Origin of the sequence: Methylomonas rosea, from assembly GCF_024505055.1 — a bacterium.
GTDB classification, from domain to species: domain Bacteria; phylum Pseudomonadota; class Gammaproteobacteria; order Methylococcales; family Methylomonadaceae; genus Methylomonas; species Methylomonas rosea.
This window is the reverse complement of record NZ_JANIBL010000010.1, coordinates 60,182-81,920: the sequence shown is the minus strand read 5'-3', so window position 1 is coordinate 81,920 and position 21,739 is coordinate 60,182. Positions and strand designations below refer to the sequence as shown.

At 52.1% G+C, this 21,739-nt stretch carries 22 protein-coding genes; 9 read left to right on the top strand and 13 right to left on the bottom strand.

Annotation, left to right across the window (positions count from 1 at the left end):
• Position 1 precedes the first annotated feature (1 nt).
• The 11 genes from bamB to queF form a co-directional block, all read right to left on the bottom strand.
• Entirely contained in the window at positions 2-1,213 is a 1,212-nt protein-coding gene (gene bamB / locus NP589_RS05045; protein WP_256606008.1) for an outer membrane protein assembly factor BamB, read from the bottom strand.
• Between the two features lie 28 nt (positions 1,214-1,241).
• The gene (locus NP589_RS05040; protein ID WP_256606007.1) at positions 1,242-1,898 is read right to left on the bottom strand and encodes a YfgM family protein; all 657 of its coding nucleotides are present in this window, start codon (positions 1,896-1,898) and stop codon (positions 1,242-1,244) included.
• Positions 1,899-1,931: 33 nt separating this feature from the next.
• The gene (gene hisS / locus NP589_RS05035; RefSeq protein ID WP_256606006.1) at positions 1,932-3,218 is read right to left on the bottom strand and encodes a histidine--tRNA ligase; all 1,287 of its coding nucleotides are present in this window, start codon (positions 3,216-3,218) and stop codon (positions 1,932-1,934) included.
• A 19-nt stretch (positions 3,219-3,237) separates the two neighbouring features.
• Positions 3,238-3,999, bottom strand: a complete 762-nt coding sequence (gene pilW, locus NP589_RS05030) for a type IV pilus biogenesis/stability protein PilW (protein ID WP_256606005.1) — start codon at positions 3,997-3,999, stop codon at positions 3,238-3,240.
• On the bottom strand, positions 3,989-5,101 hold the full coding sequence (gene rlmN / locus NP589_RS05025) for a dual-specificity RNA methyltransferase RlmN (RefSeq protein ID WP_256606004.1): 1,113 nt from the start codon (positions 5,099-5,101) through the stop codon (positions 3,989-3,991). Before rlmN ends, pilW begins: the two co-directional genes overlap by 11 nt.
• Positions 5,076-5,507 carry a nucleoside-diphosphate kinase gene (gene ndk / locus NP589_RS05020; RefSeq protein ID WP_256606003.1) on the bottom strand — a complete coding sequence of 144 codons (432 nt, stop codon included), beginning with the start codon at positions 5,505-5,507 and terminating at the stop codon, positions 5,076-5,078. The genes rlmN and ndk overlap by 26 nt, the downstream gene beginning before the upstream one ends.
• Before the next feature lie 148 nt (positions 5,508-5,655).
• Positions 5,656-7,503 carry a protein translocase subunit SecD gene (gene secD, locus NP589_RS05015; protein WP_256606002.1) on the bottom strand — a complete coding sequence of 616 codons (1,848 nt, stop codon included), beginning with the start codon at positions 7,501-7,503 and terminating at the stop codon, positions 5,656-5,658.
• Positions 7,504-7,578: 75 nt separating this feature from the next.
• Positions 7,579-7,929, bottom strand: a complete 351-nt coding sequence (gene yajC / locus NP589_RS05010; protein ID WP_192375876.1) for a preprotein translocase subunit YajC — start codon at positions 7,927-7,929, stop codon at positions 7,579-7,581.
• Positions 7,930-8,037: 108 nt separating this feature from the next.
• Positions 8,038-8,898 carry an archaetidylserine decarboxylase gene (gene asd, locus NP589_RS05005; RefSeq protein ID WP_256606001.1) on the bottom strand — a complete coding sequence of 287 codons (861 nt, stop codon included), beginning with the start codon at positions 8,896-8,898 and terminating at the stop codon, positions 8,038-8,040.
• Positions 8,895-9,179 carry an EscU/YscU/HrcU family type III secretion system export apparatus switch protein gene (locus tag NP589_RS05000; protein ID WP_026603899.1) on the bottom strand — a complete coding sequence of 95 codons (285 nt, stop codon included), beginning with the start codon at positions 9,177-9,179 and terminating at the stop codon, positions 8,895-8,897. The genes asd and NP589_RS05000 overlap by 4 nt, the downstream gene beginning before the upstream one ends.
• Positions 9,180-9,185: 6 nt before the next feature.
• Complete coding sequence (gene queF / locus NP589_RS04995) at positions 9,186-9,575, bottom strand: preQ(1) synthase (RefSeq protein WP_256606000.1); 390 nt, start codon at positions 9,573-9,575, stop codon at positions 9,186-9,188.
• A gap of 294 nt (positions 9,576-9,869) precedes the next feature.
• On the opposite strand from queF, the gene NP589_RS04990 reads away from it, so the two are divergent.
• Positions 9,870-10,229, top strand: coding sequence for a hypothetical protein (locus tag NP589_RS04990; protein ID WP_256605999.1), 360 nt, complete (start codon positions 9,870-9,872; stop codon positions 10,227-10,229).
• Between the two features lie 208 nt (positions 10,230-10,437).
• On the opposite strand, the gene NP589_RS04985 is transcribed toward NP589_RS04990, so the two are convergent.
• On the bottom strand, positions 10,438-11,136 hold the full coding sequence (locus NP589_RS04985) for a response regulator (RefSeq protein WP_256605998.1): 699 nt from the start codon (positions 11,134-11,136) through the stop codon (positions 10,438-10,440).
• The gene (locus NP589_RS04980; RefSeq protein ID WP_256605997.1) at positions 11,133-11,660 is read right to left on the bottom strand and encodes a sensor histidine kinase; all 528 of its coding nucleotides are present in this window, start codon (positions 11,658-11,660) and stop codon (positions 11,133-11,135) included. The genes NP589_RS04985 and NP589_RS04980 overlap by 4 nt, the downstream gene beginning before the upstream one ends.
• Before the next feature lie 398 nt (positions 11,661-12,058).
• Here NP589_RS04980 and smc point away from each other — a divergent pair, with 398 nt between their 5' ends.
• The 8 genes from smc (at position 12,059) to recO (ending at position 21,698) form a co-directional block, all read left to right on the top strand.
• Complete coding sequence (gene smc / locus NP589_RS04975) at positions 12,059-15,559, top strand: chromosome segregation protein SMC (protein WP_256605996.1); 3,501 nt, start codon at positions 12,059-12,061, stop codon at positions 15,557-15,559.
• Complete coding sequence (locus NP589_RS04970; RefSeq protein WP_256605995.1) at positions 15,559-16,296, top strand: cell division protein ZipA C-terminal FtsZ-binding domain-containing protein; 738 nt, start codon at positions 15,559-15,561, stop codon at positions 16,294-16,296. The genes smc and NP589_RS04970 overlap by 1 nt, the downstream gene beginning before the upstream one ends.
• Positions 16,297-16,367: 71 nt before the next feature.
• Positions 16,368-18,167, top strand: a complete 1,800-nt coding sequence (gene lepA, locus NP589_RS04965) for a translation elongation factor 4 (protein ID WP_256605994.1) — start codon at positions 16,368-16,370, stop codon at positions 18,165-18,167.
• A 12-nt stretch (positions 18,168-18,179) separates the two neighbouring features.
• The gene (lepB, locus tag NP589_RS04960; RefSeq protein WP_256605993.1) at positions 18,180-18,956 is read left to right on the top strand and encodes a signal peptidase I; all 777 of its coding nucleotides are present in this window, start codon (positions 18,180-18,182) and stop codon (positions 18,954-18,956) included.
• A gap of 96 nt (positions 18,957-19,052) precedes the next feature.
• A complete protein-coding gene (locus tag NP589_RS04955) occupies positions 19,053-19,430 on the top strand; it encodes a DUF4845 domain-containing protein (RefSeq protein WP_256605992.1) in 378 nt (125 codons plus the stop codon).
• Positions 19,427-20,110: a ribonuclease III gene (gene rnc, locus NP589_RS04950; RefSeq protein ID WP_256605991.1), complete on the top strand. Its 684-nt coding sequence runs from the start codon at positions 19,427-19,429 to the stop codon at positions 20,108-20,110. Before NP589_RS04955 ends, rnc begins: the two co-directional genes overlap by 4 nt.
• Positions 20,107-20,997 (top strand): GTPase Era, encoded by an 891-nt coding sequence (gene era / locus NP589_RS04945; RefSeq protein ID WP_256605990.1) that lies wholly within the window; start codon positions 20,107-20,109, stop codon positions 20,995-20,997. Before rnc ends, era begins: the two co-directional genes overlap by 4 nt.
• The gene (recO, locus tag NP589_RS04940) at positions 20,997-21,698 is read left to right on the top strand and encodes a DNA repair protein RecO (RefSeq protein WP_256605989.1); all 702 of its coding nucleotides are present in this window, start codon (positions 20,997-20,999) and stop codon (positions 21,696-21,698) included. Before era ends, recO begins: the two co-directional genes overlap by 1 nt.
• The last annotated feature ends 41 nt before the right edge of the window (positions 21,699-21,739 follow it).

Sequence of the window (21,739 nt, the reverse complement as noted above, 5' to 3'; positions counted from 1 at the left end):
TTTATTTTGCTCTCAAGGCGGCCAAGGTGCCGTCTTTGGCGTAGATGAAAACAGTGTCGTCCACGACTACCGGCTTGGCTTCTATCGCCGCTTTACTGACCTGAATGCGGCCCAATTGGCGGCCGTCGCTATTGGACAGCCAATGTACATAGCCTTCGAAATCGCCGACTACCACATAATTTTGATAAACCACCGCCGCCGTCAATTGGCGGTTGTGTAAGTCTTTTTGTTTCCACAATGAAGCGCCGCTGCGTTGATCGAGCTGCCAGACCTCGCTTTGCGTATCACTGACATAAAGATAACGATAATCCAGGCTCAGGCCGGTGTATGAAGACACCGCATCGTTGCGCCACAGTACGTCGCCGTCCACTTCCGAAACAGAGGATGCGCCGCCGGTGAAGCCGGCAATATAAATGGCACCTCGCGCGGCGACCGGATCGACATCCAGATCGACCAAGCGTTCGACTTCGGAACGGCCGCTCGGAATCGCGATGGTGGCTTCCCAGATGGATTTACCGTCTTTCAATTGCAGGGCTTCCAGCTTGCCGTTAGCCGAGCCGGCGATCACATTGTCGTCAATGATGATGGGCGCGCCGGTGCCGCGGATACTCAAGGCCGGTACGTTGTGCTCGAAGGTCCAGAGTTGCGCGCCGTTATCTTCTTTTAGGCCTATGATCTTGCCGTCGGTGGTCCGGACGATGACGATCCCGCGACTCACCACGGGAGCGGCCAATACTTCGCTGGGCACGTCGACTTTCCAGCGTTGTTCGCCGCTGGCTTTGTCAAAACCGATGACTTCGCCGGTACTGGTACCCATCACCACCGTATGGACACCCAAGCCGGGCCCGGCCGAGAAGCTGAAATCGGTGTTGTTTTCCCAGGTCAGGCTGCCGTTGCCGGCCCCGCGAGCTTGCAAATGGCCTTTGTTGTCGCCGACATACACAGTGCCTTCGGCAACTGCGGGTATCAGTTTCAGATATTTTTCGTCTGCGCCATTACCGATTGATTCCTTCCACAGCACCTCGACTTGCACTTCAGGGGTATATTCTTGCAAGGCGGCCGGTGGATCGGCGTTGTCGTCGTCGCCGGTGATATATTCCGTTAAGCCCGAGATAAAGTCGCGTCCGGCATCCAGTCCCGCACAGCCGGCCAGCATAGGCAGACAAGCAAGCAGCGGGAAAAGTGAGCGGTATCTGAAGTTCCTGATTAACATGCTAAAGCTTGTATCCGTTGGAGTGAGCTTAATTGGCGGTCGCCGGGGCAGTGTTGCTCGGCGTCGCGACATCGTCCAGCTTGAACTGCGTCAGCGGGGTGGCTTGACCGGTTCTGATCGCACTTTGGTAAGCGCTACGGGCTTCGTCCAAGCGGTCCAGCGCCACATACAGGTCGCCCTGTAGTTCGTCGTAACTGGCCGAAAAGCCTTCGGATTTGGCCGGATCGACCGCAGCGATCAGTTGCAAGCCTTGTTCGTATTGGCTGGTAGCCAACATTAATTGAATCAGGCGCAGACGGGCGACATGTCTTAATTCATCACTGTCGGCATCCTTGATCGATTTTTCCAGAATTGCTTTAGCGCCTTCCAGATCGCCTTTTTGCACTTTGCTTTTGGCCATTTGCAGGGCTGCATAGTTAGCGTAAGCGGTGCCCGGAAATTCGAGGGGCAAGCGTTCCGCCAGTTTTTCGGTGGATTCGCTATTGTCCTTGGCCGCGCTGTCCAATAATTGTTGGTACATTTGCGAGGCCTGGCTGCGTTTTTCCAATTGGTGGTTTTGCCAAAGATTCCAGCCGCTCACCAATACTATTGCGGTGACAACACCGGCGATCAATGAAGTCTGATTGGCTTCCCACCATTTTTTCAACTGTTCCAGCTGTTCTTCTTCGGTATCGTAAATTGCCACGGTAGTTCTCTTCTATTCTCAGGTTACAAGGGATTATCGGCTGAGCCAGTCTTGCAGGGTTTGCAGGAGTTGGTCGTGATTGTGCGTGCTTTGTTCGGCGTCGATGCGCAAGGGTTTCAAGGCCACTTCACCGCGTTGGGCTTCGTCGTCACCGATGATGATGGCGTACTCGGCACCGGATTTATCGGCTTTTTTAAACTGACTTTTGAAACTGCCGCCGCCGCAATTGACTTGCAATTTCAAGCCGGGCAGCGCATCGCGAATGCGTTCGGCCAAGCGCATGCCGGCTGCTTCGGCGATTGTGCCGACGCGAATCATGTAGACATCCGTGGTAGTTGCGACCGGTACATTATCCAGCAACTCGAGCAGCGCTAGTATGCGCTCCATGCCCATCGCAAAGCCAATGGCATGGTTGGCCTTGCCGCCCAATTGCTCGATCAGACCGTCGTAACGGCCGCCGGCGCAGATGGTGCCTTGCGAACCTAAATGCTCGGTGACCCATTCGAAGACGGTTTTTCCGTAATAGTCCAGACCGCGCACCAAACGGGTGTTCAATTGGTAGGCAATGCCCAGATCATCCAGCGTCGCTTTCAAGCTATTGAAATGCGCTAGGCTTTCTTCGCCCAGATGCTCAAGCAACACCGGGGCCTGTTGCAGCATGGTCTGCATGTCGGGGTTTTTACTGTCCAGGATCCGTAGCGGATTGGTTTCCAGACGGCGCAGGCTGTCTTCGTCCAAAACCGCCAGATGTTGTTGGAAATATTCGACCAGTTTGCCGCGATAGGCCAGACGTTCTTCGCTGGTGCCCAAGGAATTGATTTGCAACTCTACTTTGTCGCGAATGCCCAGTTGCTTCCATAGCCGGTCGGTCAGCGCGATGATCTCCGCGTCGATGTCCGGGCCGGGCATGCCATAGGTTTCCACGCCCAGTTGGTAGAACTGCCGGTAACGGCCTTTCTGTGGGCGCTCGTGACGGAACATCGGTCCGTAATACCACAAGCGGTGGCTTTGGTTGTGCAATAAGCCGTGCTCCAGGCAGGCGCGCAAACAGCCGGCGGTGCCTTCGGGGCGCAAGGTCAATGAGTCGCCGTTGCGATCATCGAAGGTGTACATTTCTTTTTCGACGATGTCGGTGACTTCACCTATCGAGCGTTTGAACAGCTCGGTTTTTTCGACGATGGGCAGCCTGATTTCCTGATAGCCGTATGCGCTCAGTACTTGTCTGGCCTGGCCTTCCAGCCATTGCCAATAAGGCGAGTGCTCGGGAAGGATGTCGTGCATGCCGCGGATGGCTTGGATAGCCTGTTGTTGTTTTGCCATGATCTTGTTTGCTGCCGGATTATTTGCTGATCGCGGTTTTTACTTGTTGAGCCTCTTTGGAAGCAGGAAATGAGCTAATCAATTGCTCGCGGTATTCTTCCGATATTTTGCTGTTACCCAGCGCCCGTTCGGTTTGAAACGCTATCCACAGCGTTTCCGGGGTATGTTTGGCGACACCCAGGTAGCGTTCCAGAAACGCCCGGGCCGACATGAACTGGCCGTTCTGATAGCTGATGCGCTGCATTTCCTGCAAGGCCGGCGAATAGTCCGGTTGAGATTGCAAGGCCTGGCGAAAATACTCTTCGGCACGCTGCATGTCGTTTTGTTTGGCGTGACAAACGCCCAAATTGGTCAGCGCGAACCAGGGCCTGCTGTTCATCGGCGAGGCCATGGATTCTTGCAGCAGGGCGACGCCTTTGTCGAATTTGCCTTGCTCGCACAAAAAACGCCCGTAGTTGTTTTTAATGCTGAAGTTATCCGAGTCTTTACTCAAGGCTGTTTGATAGCTGTCGCTGGCCGCTTCGGTCTGCTTGATGCGCTCGTAGAAGACGGCCAGCGCGTTATGGGTTTCCGGGTTGCTGGAATCCAATCGCACGGCGGTTTCCAGTTTCTCCTTGGCGACTTCGAGCATGCCCATGTCCAGGTAGCGGGCGCCCATTTGCAAATTGAGCTTGGCTTTTTCGGCATTGCTCATCGTGTCGCGGGTCTCGGGCAGCAAGCCGCAGGCGCCCAGCAACAAGCTGATTAGTAATAATCCGCGTGCTGTTCGCCTATTGGCCATGCGAGAGTCCCTGGGCTTGCAGCTTTAAATGTCTGCGGCTTTTGTCTTGTACTTGACCGACCAATTGTCCGCAGGCCGCGTCTATGTCTTCGCCGCGGGTCTTGCGGACGGTGGTGACGATGCCGGCATTATGCAGAATATCCCTAAACTTCAGGATAGCGGCGTTGCTGGAGCAGCGGTAATGCGATTGCGGAAACGGATTGAAAGGAATCAAATTCAGTTTGGACGGCACGGTTTTCAATAGTTTGACCAAGGTACGCGCGTCTTCCGGGCTATCGTTGATGCCGTCCAGCATCACGTATTCAAACGTGATGTGCTTGCGCGGGCCGGTTTTGGCGTATTCGCGGCAGGCTTCCATCAACTCTTTTAGCGGATATTTGACGTTGATCGGTACCAGCTGGTCGCGTAATGCGTCATGCGGGGCGTGCAGGGACACAGCCACACTGACGTCGCAGACTTCGTTCAGCCGCTTCATCGCCGGCACAATGCCGGAAGTGCTGATGGTGACGCGGCGTTTGGACAGGCCGTAGCAAAAGTCGTCCATCATTAAATTCATTGCCGCCACGACATTGTCGAAGTTCAGCAGAGGCTCGCCCATGCCCATCATCACCACGTTGGTGATGCGGCGTTCCGGTCCCAGTCTTTGTTGCGCCAGATAGAGCTGGCCGATGATTTCGGCGGTGGACAGATTGCGGTTGAAGCCTTGTTTGGCGGTCGAGCAAAAGGTGCAGGCCAGCGCGCAGCCGACTTGCGAGGACACACATAAGGTGGCGCGGCGTTCTTCCGGGATGTAAACGGTTTCCACCCGATTGCCGCAGTGCATCTGCACGGCCCATTTGCAAGTGCCGTCGGACGCCAATTGTTCGGCGACGATTTCCGGGACTTTGATCTGGCAGTGTGCTTTTAAATGACTGCGCAGCGATTTGCTCAGGTTGGTCATCTCGTCGAAATCGGAGATGCCTTCCTGATAAATCCATTTCAGCACCTGAGTGGCGCGAAACGGCTTTTCGCCGAGCTCGACAAAAAAGGCTTGCAGGCCTTTTCTGTCGAAATCCAGCAGATTAATCAATGCTGGCTTAGCGGATACGGTCGCAGAGTTCATCAGCAGAGAAGAAGTAAGCGATTTCTCTCGCGGCAGATTCCGGAGCATCGGAACCGTGTACGGCGTTTTCGTCGATGCTGACCGCGAAGTCGGCGCGGATGGTGCCAGGTGCAGCTTCTTTAGGGTTGGTGGCGCCCATCAATTCACGGTTTTTCAGAACCGCGTTTTCGCCTTCCAAAACTTGCACAACGACCGGGCCGGACGTCATGAAGCTGACCAAGTCATTGAAAAAACCGCGTTCTTTATGCTCGGCATAAAAACCTTCGGCTTGTTCCTTGCTCAATTGCAGCATTTTGGATGCGACGATGCGCAGGCCGTTTTTTTCGAAGCGGCTGACAATTTCCCCAATCACATTTTTAGCGACTGCATCAGGCTTGATGATTGAGAAAGTACGTTCGATTGCCATTGTGTAACTCCAGTGAGGATAGTGATTGAAAAATTAATTGCGCATTATAACTTGTCAGGCCGGGTGTTGAAAAACACCCGGCCGAATAGTGCTGTCCCGGAACCGCCGAAGCGGCCCGGTTTGCGGCGCCGAGACTAAAGTTTTTCGGCTAGATGGAAATTTTGTCGGCGCGATGATCGTTGCCGTAGAACCAGTTGACCAACATCCGGGTGCCGGTGACCGCGGTAAATACCGAGGTGGCGATACCAATCATCAAGACCAGCGCGAAACCCTTAACCGGGCCTGTGCCAAAGCCGAACAACAATACCGCAACGATGAAGTGAGTCACGTTGGAGTCGAGAATGGTCGCAAACGCTTTTTCGTAACCGACATAAATACTTGCCTGCCGGCTCAAGCCATTACGCAGTTCCTCGCGGATCCGTTCGTTGATCAGCACGTTGGCGTCCACCGCCATACCCACTGTTAACACGATACCGGCCATGCCCGGCAGGGTCAGGGTGGCTTGCAATACCGACATGATGGAGATCAGCAGCACTACGTTGAACAACAAAGCAAAGTTGGCGATCAATCCAAAAGCGCGGTAATAAACGACCATGAAAAATACCACCAGCAGGAAGCCGGCGGTAATCGACATCATGCCTTGATCGATATTTTCCTGGCCCAAACTGGGGCCGACAGTGCGTTCTTCGACGATTTCAACCGGAGCGGCCAATGCGCCTGCTCTGAGTAATAAGGCCAAGGTGCGGGCTTCTTCGGGGCTATCCAGGCCGGTGGTTTGGAAGCGTTTGCTGAAACTGTCGCGGATGGTGGCGACGCTGATGACTTTTTCGACTTTTTCTTTATGCTGGACTTTCTCGCCGTTAACGACTCTGGTTTCGGATTTGTATTCGATGAACACCACAGCCATCGGCTTACCGATATTTTCCTGGGTCATCTTGCCCATTTTCTTGGCGCCGACACCATCCAGCGTGATGAATACGGCAGGTGAACCGTCTTGGTCCAAGCCTGATGATGCATCGGTGATCTGGTCGCCGGTAACGATAACCGCGCGTTTCAACAGTACCGGCGCGCCGTTTTTGTCTTTATATAAACGGCTGCCGATAGGTTCGTGGCCGCCCAGGGCCGACTGCACATCATGCTCCACGTCTACCAAACGGTATTCCAGTGTGGCGGTGGTACCTAACAATTCTTTCGCGCGGGTAGTGTCTTGCACGCCGGGTAATTGCACGACGATGCGGCTATCGCCTTGTTGCTGAATGATAGGCTCGGCTACACCCAGTTCGTTGACCCGGTTGCGCAGCGTGGTAATGTTTTGGCCCAGCGCCGCTTTCTTGATTTCGCGCAGGTTACGTTCGGGGATGTTCAACGTAAATTCATTCGGACCGCTTTCCACTAAATCCAGTGCGCGGAAGTCTTTATTAAGTACTTCCGTGGCGGCAACTCTGGATTCTTCGTTAGGCAGCACGACTTTGATGCCACCAGATTCCTTAGAAACTGATTGATAACGAACTTTTGCATCGCGGAAGGCCGAGCGAATATCGTTGGTATAGCGTTCTTCAGCCTGCTTCAGCGCGCTGTCCATGTCAACTTCCAACAGGAAGTGCACACCGCCGCGCAAATCCAGGCCAAGATGCATAGGGTTTGCACCGAAAGCGCGCAGCCAAGCAGGGGTGGCGGGTGCTAAATTTAAGGCGACTGTGGCTTTTCCGGACATTTGTTCGCGCAGCATGTCCGCCGCTTTCATTTGGTCGTCGGTATTGTTGAACCGCGCCAGAATTTTGCCTTCGGCAAATTCGAAGCTTTTCAGCGCGAAACCAGCGTTTTTGATGCTGGCGGCGACTGCGTCAGCCTGAGACTGCTGCAATGGCGTCGGGTTGGACGAAGCCAATTGCACTGCCGGGTCGTTGCCATAAAGATTAGGCAACGCGTAAATCGTGCCGACCAACAGCACGAAAATTACTAGGATGTTTTTCCAGACAGGGAAATGATTTTGCATGGTTATTCCATTAAAAGCAGTGACAGCCAGGCTGTTGCGAATAAAAGCGGGGGATATCGCAGGGTTAAAGCAAACTTATTCTTTGGTTTTTTTGCTGTTCAAGGTTTTGTAAGTGCCTTTAGGCATCATGTTTGCGATGGCATGGCGCTGTACTTGAATAAAGCTGTTATCGGATACTTCCAATTTGACGAAGTTGTCGTCCAGTTCTGCCACTTTACCTAGAATGCCGCCGGTGGTGACCACTTCGGCGCCTTTACCCAGCGCAGCCAGCATTTGTTTTTGTTCCTTGGTACGCTTGGATTGCGGGCGGATGAACAGGAAATAGAAAAATATCAGAATGCCCAACGGGAACAGCATGCCCTCAAAACCGGGTTGTACGGCGGTGGGCGCTGTTTGGGCCAGCGCATCAGAAATCAAGAAACTCATGGTAATCCTCTTATTGTTATCGTCGTTTTAATGGTCCGGCCGGGCGGACAGGCGCGCATTATGCCACACTAGCAGTGCTTATCACATTACGCTGTCGATTTGCCCGGCTTATGTTAGCGTCCGGCCGATTGCCTCGCCCAGTTGCACGGCTTTACCGCTGGTGAAGTCGTCGTTCCAGGCTGTTTTTTCTTTACCGAACAAGACGATAATGGTTGAGCCCATATTGAACCTGCCCATTTCCATGCCTTTTTCGAGAGTCGGTGCATTTTCTTCATAACGCCAAGTTCTGGGTGCGCTGATGCTCGGTGGCGTCACTACACCGTGCCAGACGGTTTCGACGCTGGACACGAAAATCGCGCCCACCAGAATCAAAGCCATCGGCCCGGCATCCGTGTCAAAAATACAGGCCACGCGCTCGTTACGCGCGAACAGATTGGGCACTGCACCGACGGTGGTGTTATTCACGCTGAACAGCCGACCGGGAATATGCACCATTTCCTTTAGTGTGCCGGTTAGCGGCATATGCAACCGGTGATAATCTTTCGGCGATAAGTAAATGGTGGCGAAGGAACCGTTTTCAAAGGCCTGTGCCCGTTCGGCGTCGCCGCCCAGTAATTCCAGCGCGCTATAGTCGTGGCCTTTGGCTTGGAAAATTAGACCGTTGCTGATCGGTCCGGCTTGGCTGACCGCGCCGTCCGCCGGGCAGGCTATGGCGTCGGTTGCTGAGGCAATTCGTCTGGCACCGTCTTTTAATTCGCGGGTAAAAAAATCATTAAAGCTTGGATAGTGATCCAGGTCTTGAAATTTGGCTTCCTGCATATTCACGCCGTACATCTGCACGATGGATTTGATAAACAGATTTTTCCAGGTTTTGTTTTGGCAATGGGTCAATTTGGACATCAAGCCGGAGAGGGCGTGATGCGGCAACGCGTATTGCGGCAGCACGGTAACAATTTCTTTTAAGTTCATGATTCGGAATCGGGGGTTTTGCCGCTGATGAAATACGCAAAGGCGATGACTTCGGCGACGGCAATATAGAGTTGTTGGGGGATTTCCTCGCCGAGCGGGACTTGGGCCAAAATTCGCGCCAGCTCCGGTTCGTTTTGCAGCGGTACGCCGTGTTTTTCGGCGATGGCCAGAATTTGCTGAGCGGTAAAACCTTCACCTTTAGCCGTAACTTTAGGGGCATTTTTGCCGTCGTACTGTAAAGCGACGGCAATATCGCTGTTGTAGAAGGTTCTGCCGCTCACGGCGAGTTAAGGCAGATTGACCAATTCGGGGGCCTGCCATTTCGGGTCGCGATGCTCGGCGATCACCGTCGTGTAAATGCCGCCGCGCACATTGAATTCGGCGCGCAGGCGCATGAAATTGGGTGAAATTGCCGCGACGATATGATCCAAAATTTCGTTGGTGACCGCTTCATGAAAGGCGCCGCGCTCGCGGAATGTCCACATGTACAGCTTTAAAGATTTGAGTTCCACGCACAATTTGTTGGGTACGTATTCCAGAACCAGTTTTGCGAAGTCGGGCTGGCCGGTCATCGGGCATAAACAGGTAAATTCCGGGATGTCGATGCGAATCGTGAAGTCGCGCGCCGGCCTGGGGTTTTCGAAAGTGGTGAGGTCTGCGCTGGGTTTTGTAGTCATTGCTTGATTTGGGTTGCTAGGGATTCCTGAGTGGCGAATTGGACGTCCGCCGGTTAAGTCTGGTTATATTTTACCAGCTAAGATGCGAAAACGTATTAAGCATTTAAACTCAATGAGTTATCGTATGATTTTGTGGTGGTGGGTATGTGGGCTTAAGGGTTTGCCCCTCTTAAGCGAGTCGAAACAATTGATTCGCACAATTGTCAACATCTTGCGGCGAATGATGTAAAATTATCGTTAAGGCGAATCGTAAAAACCGCTAGAATGTAAGTCCAATTTGCAGGGGAGTCGACGATGGAAATCAACACTACATACCCAAACCAAAATACCTTGGCTAGCCAAGGCGTATCCAGAGAGCAAAAAGCCGGCGCTATTGAAGAATTGGCAGAGCGCAGAAAGGCTGCGAATGCGCAGAGTCAGGTCGAAAGAACCGAGCCAAGCCCAAGCGACACGGTCAGTTTGTCCCAGGAATCTTTGAAATTGGCGCAGGCCGCCAGCGGACAAAATAGCGACAGTCAGGCCAGAATCAACAGTCCGGAGCAGGCGCAACAGGTGGTTGGAAAGTTAATCTCCGACATCCAAAACAATCCAGGTCAAGCCCAATCCGCTGTCGCCAACAGATCGCGCGCCAACTTAGGCGCATTATTGAACTAGGCCCGCCACGTTTTTTAAGCAGTTTCCGCAAATAGGGGCCAGTCTTAACGGCTGGCTCCGCTATATTCCGGTAATTTCATACCAACCCCTGTCTCGCCCCGGTTGACTGAAGTCTTGAAATAGTTACTGGCGATAAAAACGAAGCCGTTTCTATCGACTAGCTAAAGAAGCGGAATCCTGTGCTGCCGGTTTATATCGAATGGTTGCTCTATTCGGTATCATCAATCGCCATGCGATAACCCACGCCGACTTCAGTCAGCAAATAGCGCGGCCGCGCCGGGTTGACTTCCAGCTTGTGGCGCAACTGCCCCATGTAAATACGCAGATAATGTTGATCGTGGATGTGTTCCGCGCCCCAGACTTCCTGAAGTAGCTGGCGATGGGTGACCACCACGCCGGCATGGCGAATCAGAATGCCGAGCAATCGATATTCGATAGGGGTGATGCGTACTTCGTTATCGGCGACGAATACTTTACGACGCGTGAGATCGACACGTAACTGACCGGTTTCGAAAATCTCTTGGTTGCCAAGGCTGCGCGTCACTCGCCGCATCAAAGCTTGTAGTCGAGCATGCAACTCGCCGCTGCCGAAGGGTTTGGTTAAGTAATCGTCGGCCCCCGCATCCAGTGCCATGATTTTGTTTTGTTCCTGGCTGCGTGCCGACAAAATCAGGATGGGTAGATCCGACAATTGCCGCAAGCGTCGGGTAACCGCGATACCGTGCATGTCAGGCAGCCCTAGATCCAAGATCACCAGATCGGGATGTTCGCTATTCAGCATCGCCAGCCCGGATTTGCCGCAATCGGCTTCGACCGTGGACCAGCCGCGATGGCTGAGACTGGTTTTCAGGAAACGGCGGGTTTGCGCATCGTCTTCGATCAATAGAATTAAAGGGGCTGTCGTCATGCTACGCTACTCAGAGCTTCCGATTCTGCAAGCAGCGGCGGCGCATGCAGGGGGAGTTCGATACTAAACTCCGCACCTTTACCAGCGCGGTTATCGGCTTGAATAAGCCCGCCATGCGCCTCGACGATAGTCTTGCACAATGCCAGTCCCAGACCTACCCCGTTTTGCTGGGTTTCGGTGGCGCCGCGATAAGACTTCTCGAAAATCCGGGTTTGTTGATGCTTGGCAATGCCTGGGCCGTAATCCGATATGCTTAAGCGGAAGTGCTCAGGTAGTGCGGTGGCTTCGATGTCAATGGGGCTGCCAGGGGAAGTATACTTAACCGCGTTTTCGATAAGATTGACCAGTACCTGTTCCATCAGTACCGCGTCGATCCATAATAGCGGCAAGCTATCCGGCAGCAGCGTACGTACCGGTCTGTCCTGCAAGTGTTTATCCAGGCGGTTCAAGGCGCTGCCGACGATTTCTTCGATGGCGTTCCAGCTGCGGTGCAAAGTGATCTGACCGCTGCTCAAGCGGGCCATATCCAGGATTTTAAACAACCCGCAGCATGCATTCTCCGGTTAACGAGATAGTTGAAGATGCCCAAAATTGCTTGATTGCCGGCGACTTTGGGCGACCTGCGGATTTTATTTTTAGCTGTGTAAAAAAGGCGTAAAGAGGTGGTGTTTGTATGCAACGGCGCTGCATGCACAAAACTTGAGGTCTACTTTGTTAAAGGCGGCTGGAGTTTGCTGCCAGGCTTACAACTCGCGTTGATCAGACGACAACAACAATGTTTTTACACATTGATTTTCGAGACCAAATGCTTCGTTCGGTTTAAGGTGCAGTGTTAAGCGGATTTAAATTCCATTCGAATCGAAACGGCATTTCGAAGATAATAGCCGGCTTTGTAAACGGTCTTGAACGTCATTAACCAGGCATGAAGCTGGAAAAAATCAAACTTTCGGGTTTTAAATCCTTTGTCGATCCCACTACGATACCGATTAGCGGCAATTTGACCGCTATTGTCGGCCCCAACGGTTGCGGCAAATCCAATATCATCGACGCGGTGCGTTGGGTGATGGGCGAAAGCTCGGCCAAGCATTTGCGCGGCGGCAATATGGCCGACGTGATTTTCAACGGTTCGTCGGGCCGCAAGCCGGTGAGTATGGCCTCCGTAGAACTGGTGTTTGATAACAGTGAAGGTAAGGCTGGCGGCGAATATTCGCAGTACGCTACCATTTCCATCAAACGCCAGGTCAGCCGCGACGGTCAATCGCTATTCATGCTGAACGGTTCCAAATGCCGGCGCAAAGATATTACCGATCTGTTTTTGGGTACCGGTCTGGGTTCGCGCAGCTATGCAATCATCGAGCAGGGCACGATTTCCCGCATGGTAGAAGCCAAGCCCGAAGACCTGCGTGTGCATATCGAAGAAGCGGCCGGTGTTTCCAAATATAAAGAAAGGCGTTCGGAAACTGAAACCCGCATGCGCCATACCCGTGAGAATCTGGAACGGCTGAACGATTTGCGCGACGAAGTCGAAAAGCAGATCAAGAATTTGGCCAAGCAGGCGGAAAAGGCCGAAAAATATACCGAACTAAAAAAGCAGGAACGCCAATACAAGCAAGAACTTCTGGCGATGCGCTGGCAAAGTTTTCAGCGTTCGGCGCAGAAGCTGGAAGAAAAGCTGCAAAGTATCGCCGCCGAGCACAATCGTTTGTTCGTGTTGCTGCGTGACACCGAAAAAGCTATGGAGCTGAAACGCGGCGAACAGAAAGCTCAGCAGCAACATCTGGACAGCACTCAAGCAGAATACTATGCGGTGGTTGCAGAAGTCAGTCGACTGGAACAGACCATCAAGCACAACCAAAAAAGCCACGAAGAAACCCTGGTCGAAATCAATCGCTTGAAACAGCAAGCCGAGCAGGCGCAATCCGAATGCGAGCAGGACAGGCAGCAACTGGAAGAAATTCGCCAAACCCTGCTGGAAGCAGAAGAAACCATGATTGTGGCCCGCGAACGCGAGGAAGACTTGCTGGGCATTCAGCAAGATGCGCATCTGCAAAAGCAGCAATGGCAGCAGCAATGGGAAGCCTTTTTGGCCGAGAACGCCGGCTATCGCGAACAAGCCGAAGTGCAGCGGACCAAGCTGGTACAGCTGGAAAATCAAAACCGCCAGTTGCAGACGCGCCTGGACAAGTTAAACGGCGAACGCGGCGGCCTGGCCGATACTCAGTTGCAATTGGAGTTGGAAACACTGGATAGCAGCATCGAGTTGATCGAAGCCGAACGCGATGCTTTGCAGCAGCAACTGGAAGCCGTGCTGCAACGCATCGCCGAACTACGGCCGGCCATTAAACGGTTGCACGATAGTCTGCATGCCAATCGCGCCGAGTTGCAAAAGGTCAACGGCAAGATCAGTTCCTTGGAATTGTTGCAGCAGCATGCGATGGGCAAGGATAAAAAAGAACTGGGAGTCTGGCTGGAGCAGGTAGGTTTGGAGCAACAACCGCGCTTGGCCGAGTTTCTGGATGCCGAGGAAGGCTGGGAAACCGCTGTGGAAACGGTGTTGGGCAGTTACCTGGAAGCGATTTGCGTCGATAGCGCCGATTCGATATTGGGCGAATTGCAGGATTTGACCAAACAATCCTTGGTGGTGTTTGAAACGCATGCTAGCCCAGCCGGCGCGAGTGCCGACTCGGTGGCTTTGGCTAGCAAGCTGCGTAGTCGCTGGGACTTATCCAGTCTGTTAAGCGGCATCTATTGCGCAGAAACGATGCAACAAGCCCGACAAATGAATTTGCAGGCGCACGAGTCGGTGGTATTGGCCGACGGTACCTGGCTGGGTAAGGACTGGATTAAGATCAGCCGGGGCAGCGACAGTAAGGCCGGGGTGTTGCATCGGGAAAAGGAATTACGCGAACTGAAGCAACGGCAAAGCGAGTTGCAGATGGTTATCGCCGAAGACGAAGCGCAATTGGCCAATTCCGAACAGGAGTTGAAGGCTGCCGAGAGCAATCGCGAGCACTATCAACAAAAGGAAAAGCTACTCAGTGCCGAGTTTTCCGCAAAAAGCGCCGAATACAGCGCGCAGTCGGCGCGCTTTGAACAACAAAAACGTCGCCTGGAGCAACTCGATCACGAAATTGAAGAAATCAGCCAGCATCTGGCGGAAAACGCCGAAAGTATCTCCGAAGCGGAGATGATCAAGCAGGATGCCGAGCAAGCTTTAGGCGATCTGGGCGACAAGAAAACCGAATTGGAGCAATTGAATCAGCAGATCCAAGCCCAACAGCAAAATACCGACGCCTCGGTCGACGAAGCGCGCCGACATTTGCATAGGCTGCATGCGCAAATCGAATCGTTGAAGTCCTCTGAAGTACTCACAGCCAAACAGATCGAGCGTTTGCAGTTGCAACATCAGCAATCGGCCGACCGTATAGCCGAGCTGGAAAATAAGTTGCACTATGCCTTGGCGCCGCTCGACGACGAGAAAATGCAGTTGGAAGAGTTGTTGGAGAGAAAAGCCGAATTCGAGGATAACCTGCAATCCGAACGCCAGGCTCAGCAAGCCAGCGAGCAGACGGTCAGTCAGTTGGCCGAACAGTATTCACAAACCCAACGGTCCTTGGAAAAACAAAAAGAAGCCTTGGATCAGGTGCGTTTCGAGCAACAAGACAGCCGAGTGCGGCAGCAAACCATTGCCGAGCAACTGACCGAAGTCGATGCCGATCCGGAGGCAATACTGGCTAATCTGAGCGAGGGCGCTACCGAAGCCAAGTGGAAGAATGCCGTCGACGACCTGACCGATCAAATCGAGCGGCTGGGTTCGATTAATCTGACGGCGATTGAGGAATTTAAAACTCAGTCCGAACGGATGAAGTTTTTAAACGAGCAGCATGACGACTTGGTCGATGCTTTGAATACGCTGGATCAGGCGATCAGCAAGATCGACAAGGAAAGTCGCCAGCGCTTTAAAGAGACTTTTGACAAGATCAATACCGGCTTGAAAGAGAAGTTTCCGCGTTTGTTCGGCGGCGGTCAGGCATATTTGGAATTGACCGAGGACGATTTGCTGGAAGCCGGCGTGAATATCATTGCCCGGCCGCCCGGCAAACGGAATAGTTCGATTCATCTGCTGTCCGGCGGCGAGAAGGCCTTGACGGCTGTCGCCTTGGTTTTCTCTATTTTTGAATTGAATCCGGCGCCGTTCTGTTTGCTGGATGAAGTGGATGCACCGCTCGACGATGCTAACGTCGTGCGCTTTTCGCAGATGGTGGAAGACATGTCGGCAACCGTACAGTTTTTGTATATTTCGCACAACAAAGTCACAATGGAAATTGCAAAACATCTGGCAGGTGTTACCATGAAGGAGCCTGGAGTATCCAGAATGGTGGCGGTTGATATTGATGAAGCAGTGAGCATGGCAGAAAGCTAATGGATAAAGAATTGTTAAGAGTCGTGATTATTTTGATCGGCGTGCTGGTGATGATCGGCATGGTGTTGTGGCATTTCGTCAAATCGTTGCGAGAAAGACGCACGCCCGACGATTATTACGATGAGGACTCTTACGACGACCGAGTGGTTGACGAGTTTTCGGTCGAGGAAGACGACGATGAGATGGATGTATTTGCGTTGGGCACCGAGTTGGTTGATGGAGATGCTCTGTTAGACGATCAAGCCATCAAGCCCAGCCCAAAACCCGCGCCCGATGCCTCGCGTAAGGATGTCGAGAAAAAACAAGCCGCGACGCTGGCTAATTCGCGGCGTTTGGAATTGCCTGCCTTAATCGAGTTCAGCATTGTGGCGCGCGCCGATCAGGGCTTTAACGGCGAAGATCTGTTCGAGGCTTTCGAACGTGTGGGCTTACGCTATGGTAGTGTGCGGGTATTCGAACGCGTGGATGCCAATCGCATGGTCGATTTTGCGGTCGCCAGCATGGTCGATCCCGGTACTTTCCCCGACACCGGGCTACAAGACTTTTATTGTCCCGGCATCGTGTTTTTCATGCAGCCGCGCGAAGTCGATGCGCCATTGGCGGTATTCGACGACTTCATGGAAACCATAGACGTTTTGGCCGATGAGTTGGACGGCGTGGTCTGGGACAATCAGCGGCAACCGTTGACCGCGGAGACCGTTGCGCAATTTAGACAAATATTGGCCAAGGCCGCCTAAAGCAGTACCTCGCGGGGGCAGGGCAGCTGCCGCATTTATTCTGTAAACCTAACGAATTAACTAGAAGCTAAGTGGATCAAAAAAATATCAGAAATTTCTCCATCATTGCCCATATCGATCACGGGAAATCGACATTGGCAGACCGATTCATTCAAATTTGTGGCGGATTAAGCGACCGGGAAATGGAGGCGCAAGTACTCGATTCCATGGATCTGGAACGGGAACGCGGCATCACCATCAAGGCGCAAAGCGTCACCCTGGATTACAAAGCCAGCGACGGCGTAACCTATCAACTGAATTTTATCGACACACCGGGGCACGTGGATTTTTCCTATGAAGTCTCACGTTCCTTGGCAGCCTGCGAAGGTGCCTTACTGGTGGTCGATGCCGCGCAAGGCGTGGAAGCGCAAAGCGTGGCCAATTGCTACACCGCCATCGAACAAGGTTTGGAAGTGGTGCCGGTGCTGAACAAGATCGATTTGCCCTCCGCCGAGCCGGAACGGGTGATGGAAGAAATCGAGAATGTCATCGGCATTCCCGCTGACGAAGCCTTAAAGATTAGTGCCAAGACCGGCATCGGCGTCGAAGCGGTGCTGGATCAATTGATTCAAAAGATTCCACCACCTGCCGGCGATGAAAATGCGCCGTTACAGGCTTTAATCATCGATTCCTGGTTCGACAATTATCTGGGCGTGGTCTCGCTGGTGCGTATCGTTAACGGCAATCTTCGCAAGAAACAAAAGATTACCGTGATGTCTACCGGTAAATCGTTTTTGGTCGAGAAACTGGGTGTCTACACACCAAAACAGCTGGAGAAGCAGCAGTTACACACTGGCGAAGTGGGCTTCATCGTTGCGGGCATCAAGGATATTTTCGGCGCGCCGGTAGGGGATACCATTACCGCGACAGACAATCCCGCCACCGAAGCCTTGCCAGGCTTCGAGAAAGTTCAGCCCAGAGTATTCGCCGGTTTGTATCCGGTCAGTTCCGACGATTTTGGCGCGATGCGGGAAGCCTTGGATAAGCTGCGTCTTAACGACTCGGCATTGAATTACGAGCCGGAAACCTCGCAAGCCTTGGGCTTTGGGTTTCGTTGCGGCTTCCTGGGCATGCTACACATGGAAATCGTTCAGGAGCGGCTGGAGCGTGAATACAACATCGATTTAATCACCACCGCGCCGACCGTCATTTACGAAGTCGAAACCCATGGCGGCGAAATCGTCATGGTCGATAACCCGGCCAAGTTGCCCGATGTCGGTACTATTGTCGAGATTCGTGAGCCGATCATTTTAGCTAATATATTGGTGCCGCAAGCCTATTTGGGCAATGTGATCAATTTATGCATCGAAAAGCGTGGCGTACAGAAAAACATGCAATATGCCGGTAGCCAGGTGTCTCTGAGTTATGAGTTACCGATGAGCGAAGTGGTCTTGGATTTCTTTGATCGTCTTAAGTCGGTCAGTCGTGGTTATGCGTCATTTGACTATGAGTTTCTGCGTTTCGAACCGGCACCGCTGGTAAAACTGGATGTGTTGATCAACGGCGACAAAGTCGATGCCTTGTCTATCATTGTGCATCGAGATTTGAGCCAGAATCGCGGTCGCGACCTGGTGGAAAAGATGAAAGACCTGATTCCGCGGCAGATGTACGAAGTGGCGATTCAGGCTGCTATAGGCGCTAAGGTGATCGCACGCTCTACCGTAAAAGCCATGCGCAAAAATGTCACAGCCAAGTGTTATGGTGGCGACATTACCCGTAAGAAAAAGCTGCTTGAAAAACAGAAGGCCGGTAAGAAGCGGATGAAGCAGGTGGGTAGTATCGAGATTCCGCAGGAAGCCTTCCTGGCGGTGTTGCAGGTCAATAAAGAATAATAACGATCAATTATGGATTACGATTTTTCATTTTTTCTGGTGGTAGCCAGTTTTGTAACCGGTGTTGTCTGGGGCGGGTATTGCTTGTATTTGAAGCGGGCCAATTTGCCTTATCCTACCGAAAGCGAGCCGCTACTGGTCGAATATGCCCGCTCGTTTTTCCCGGTGGTATTGATCGTACTGTTGCTGCGCTCATTTCTGTTCGAACCGTTCCGGATTCCGTCGGGATCGATGATGCCGACATTGCTGGTCGGCGATTTTATTTTGGTGAATAAATTCAGTTACGGGGTGCGCTTACCGGTTCTGAACACCAAGGTTATCGAAGTGGGCGAACCGAAGCGCGGCGACATCGTGGTGTTTCGGTTTCCGAAACAACCGGAAGTCGATTACATCAAACGGGTGATTGGTTTGCCGGGGGACCGCATCGCTTACTTTGACAAAAAGCTTCACGTTAACGGCGTTCCTGCCAAGCAAGTGTCGCTGGGGCGCTATCAGGGCGTCGGGCAGGGCAGCAATATGACCGGTGCCGAGCGTTTGGAAGAGGATTTGTTGGGGATTGAACATTCCATCCTGGTGAGTCGCGGCGCCTCGTCTGTTGAGGATGTATTTGTGGTCCCGCAGGGCCAATATTTCGTCATGGGCGATAACCGCGATAACAGCAACGACAGTCGTTATTGGGGCACGGTACCTGAAGCCAATCTGGTTGGTAGAGCCTTTTTTATCTGGATGAATTGGGACTGGCAAAATAGCGGCATTGCTTTCGACCGGCTTGGTACAGTACTGCGTTGAGCGGTTTACTGCGGGATAATCCGACAAAACGATGCTTATTGCGGTGGATTTTCGATAGTCGCTGGTTTATTTCTAATTTTTCGCGGGGGTAGCGTTATGCCGTCATCAATAAAAAAACAACGCGGTTTAACCTTTCTGTCTATTGCCTTTATCTTGGCGCTGATTGGTTTCTTTACCCTATTGATTCTAAAAATTGCCCCGATTTACATCAATCATAGCCGGGTGGTAAACGCCTTGAAAGCAGTGGAAAACACCACCGATATAGTGACTAAAACTAAGTCTGATATAAAAGGTAGCTTGGAAAAACGCTTTGATATGAATTATGTAGAGCACGTGACCAATGACAATATCAAAATCGTTGCGCAACCCGGCTATGTGCGGGTTGATATCGACTATGAGAGAGTGGAACCCATTATGGGTAATTTGAGTGTGTTGGTTGAATTCCACGAGGGATTCGAAGCTGGCAACAGGTGATTAAAAAACCGGAAATTCTTGCCGGCAAGTTGGGTTTAACGTTTAACGATCCCAGCTTATTTGCGATGGCTTTGACTCATCGCAGCATGGGCGCCAAAAACAATGAGCGCCTGGAATATCTGGGCGATTCCGTGCTGGGCTTCGTAATCGCCCAAAAATTATACGAACTGTTCCCCGAAGCAGGAGAGGGCGCCTTAAGCCGACTACGTGCCAGTCTAGTCAACCAAAATTCGCTGGCGGAAGTGGCTCGGCAGCATAATATCGGCGACTATCTGATTCTAGGTTCCGGCGAACTGAAAAGCGGCGGTTTTCGTCGAGACTCGATTCTGTCGGATGCATTGGAAGCTATCATGGGTGCCTTGCTGAAAGACCAAGGAGTGGATGTCTGTCAGCAATGGATACTACGATTATTCGATGACAAGCTGGCCGCGCTGAAAGTAGACGATTGGACCAAAGACCCGAAAACCCGGTTGCAGGAATTGATGCAAGCCAGCCGTAAGCCATTGCCGATTTACGAATTAGTCAGTATGTCCGGCGCGGATCACGCGCAAACCTTTGAAGTGAAATGCACTATCGCATTAACGCCGGAAACCCGTAACGGGGTCGGTATTTCCCGAAAAAAGGCCGAGCAGGCAGCTGCCGAAAATATGTTAAATTTTTTACAATCCAGGGATAAATGAACTGCGGATATGTTGCTTTAATCGGTAGGCCCAATGTGGGCAAATCGACGTTGATGAATCACTTGCTGGGTCAGAAACTCAGTATCACCTCAAGAAAGCCGCAAACCACCCGGCATCGAATTCTGGGTATCAAGACGACAGCCGCCGGGCAGGCCATCTTTATGGACACACCGGGCATGCACAGCGACGAAAAAAAGGTATTGAACCGTTATCTGAACAAGACTGCGGACAGCACCTTGCTGGGAGTCGATGTGGTGATTTGGCTGCTGGACGGCTTGTATTGGCACGAGTACGACGAGAAGATTTTCCAGAAACTCGAGCGAGCCGGACTACCGGTTATCTTGGCGATCAACAAGGTCGATAAAATCAAGGATAAGGATGCAGTGCTGAAATTCTTCGCCGAGGCTCAGCAAAAATATCCGTTTCAGCACATCGTGCCGGTTTCGGCATTGAAAAATACCAATCTTGATGTCCTGGAGCAGCACATCATGGCCCTGTTGCCTGAATCCGAGCTGATTTACCCGGAAGATCAAATCACCGACAGGCCGGAGCGCTTTTTTGCCGCCGAAATTATTCGCGAAAAACTGACCCGCCGTTTGGGTGACGAATTACCTTACGCGCTGACCGTGGAAATTGAACGTTATGAAGAGTTTCCGGAACTTTGCAAAATATACGCAGCGATTTTGGTAGAGCGGGATAGCCAAAAAAGCATCGTCATCGGTAAGCAAGGCGAAATGCTGAAAAAAGTCGGTAGCGAAGCGCGCGTCGATATTGAAAAGTTGATCGGTCAAAAAGTTTATCTGGAACTATGGGTTAAAGTGAAAAAGGGCTGGTCGGATAACGAGCGCGCCTTACAGAGTTTAGGTTTTAGCGATTTTGGTAATTAATGAATGGTTCGGCCGTTTATTTGCAGCCGGCGTTTGTGCTCCAGCATCGGCCATACCGGGAAACCAGCGTATTGTTAGATGTTTTTACCCGGGATTTTGGCGTGGTTTCCATGATCGCCAAGGGTGTGCGTAAGGAAAAGTCGAAAATCGCCGGCTTGTTGTTGCCTTTCAGTGCGCTGCGGCTGTCTTTTGTCGATAAAACTGAATTAAAAGTTCTTTCTCAAGTGGAATACGTCGACAGCTATCCTTTAGAGCGCTTGGCTTTGTACTGCGGATTTTATGTGAACGAGCTGGTGCAGATATTTGTGCACAAATACGATCCTCAACCCGAGATATTTAGTTGCTACGAGCGTTGCCTGGGTGATTTATTGCTTGGTGAGCGTATCGAGCAGGCTCTGCGTTATTTTGAGCTGGATTTATTGCAAGAGGCGGGTTACGCCGTTGCGATGGACTCCGAAGCGAACGGTAATCCAATAATGACAGGGCAACGCTATAATTTTTTAGCGGATTTCGGCATAGTCGCGGATAACGAAGGCTTGGTCGGCGGTGAAACCTTATCAATCTTGGCCGCAAGAGGGGCGCTGGAAGGCCGCGCTTTGCTTGAAGCCAAACTACTCTTCAGAAAAATGCTGGATGGACATTTGCAAGGCAGACCGCTGAAAAGCCGGGATGTACTGGCAAAAATCATTAAGTATTTGTAGGCGAAAGACGAAACTCAGGACGGGTTTACCGTTTTTCATCC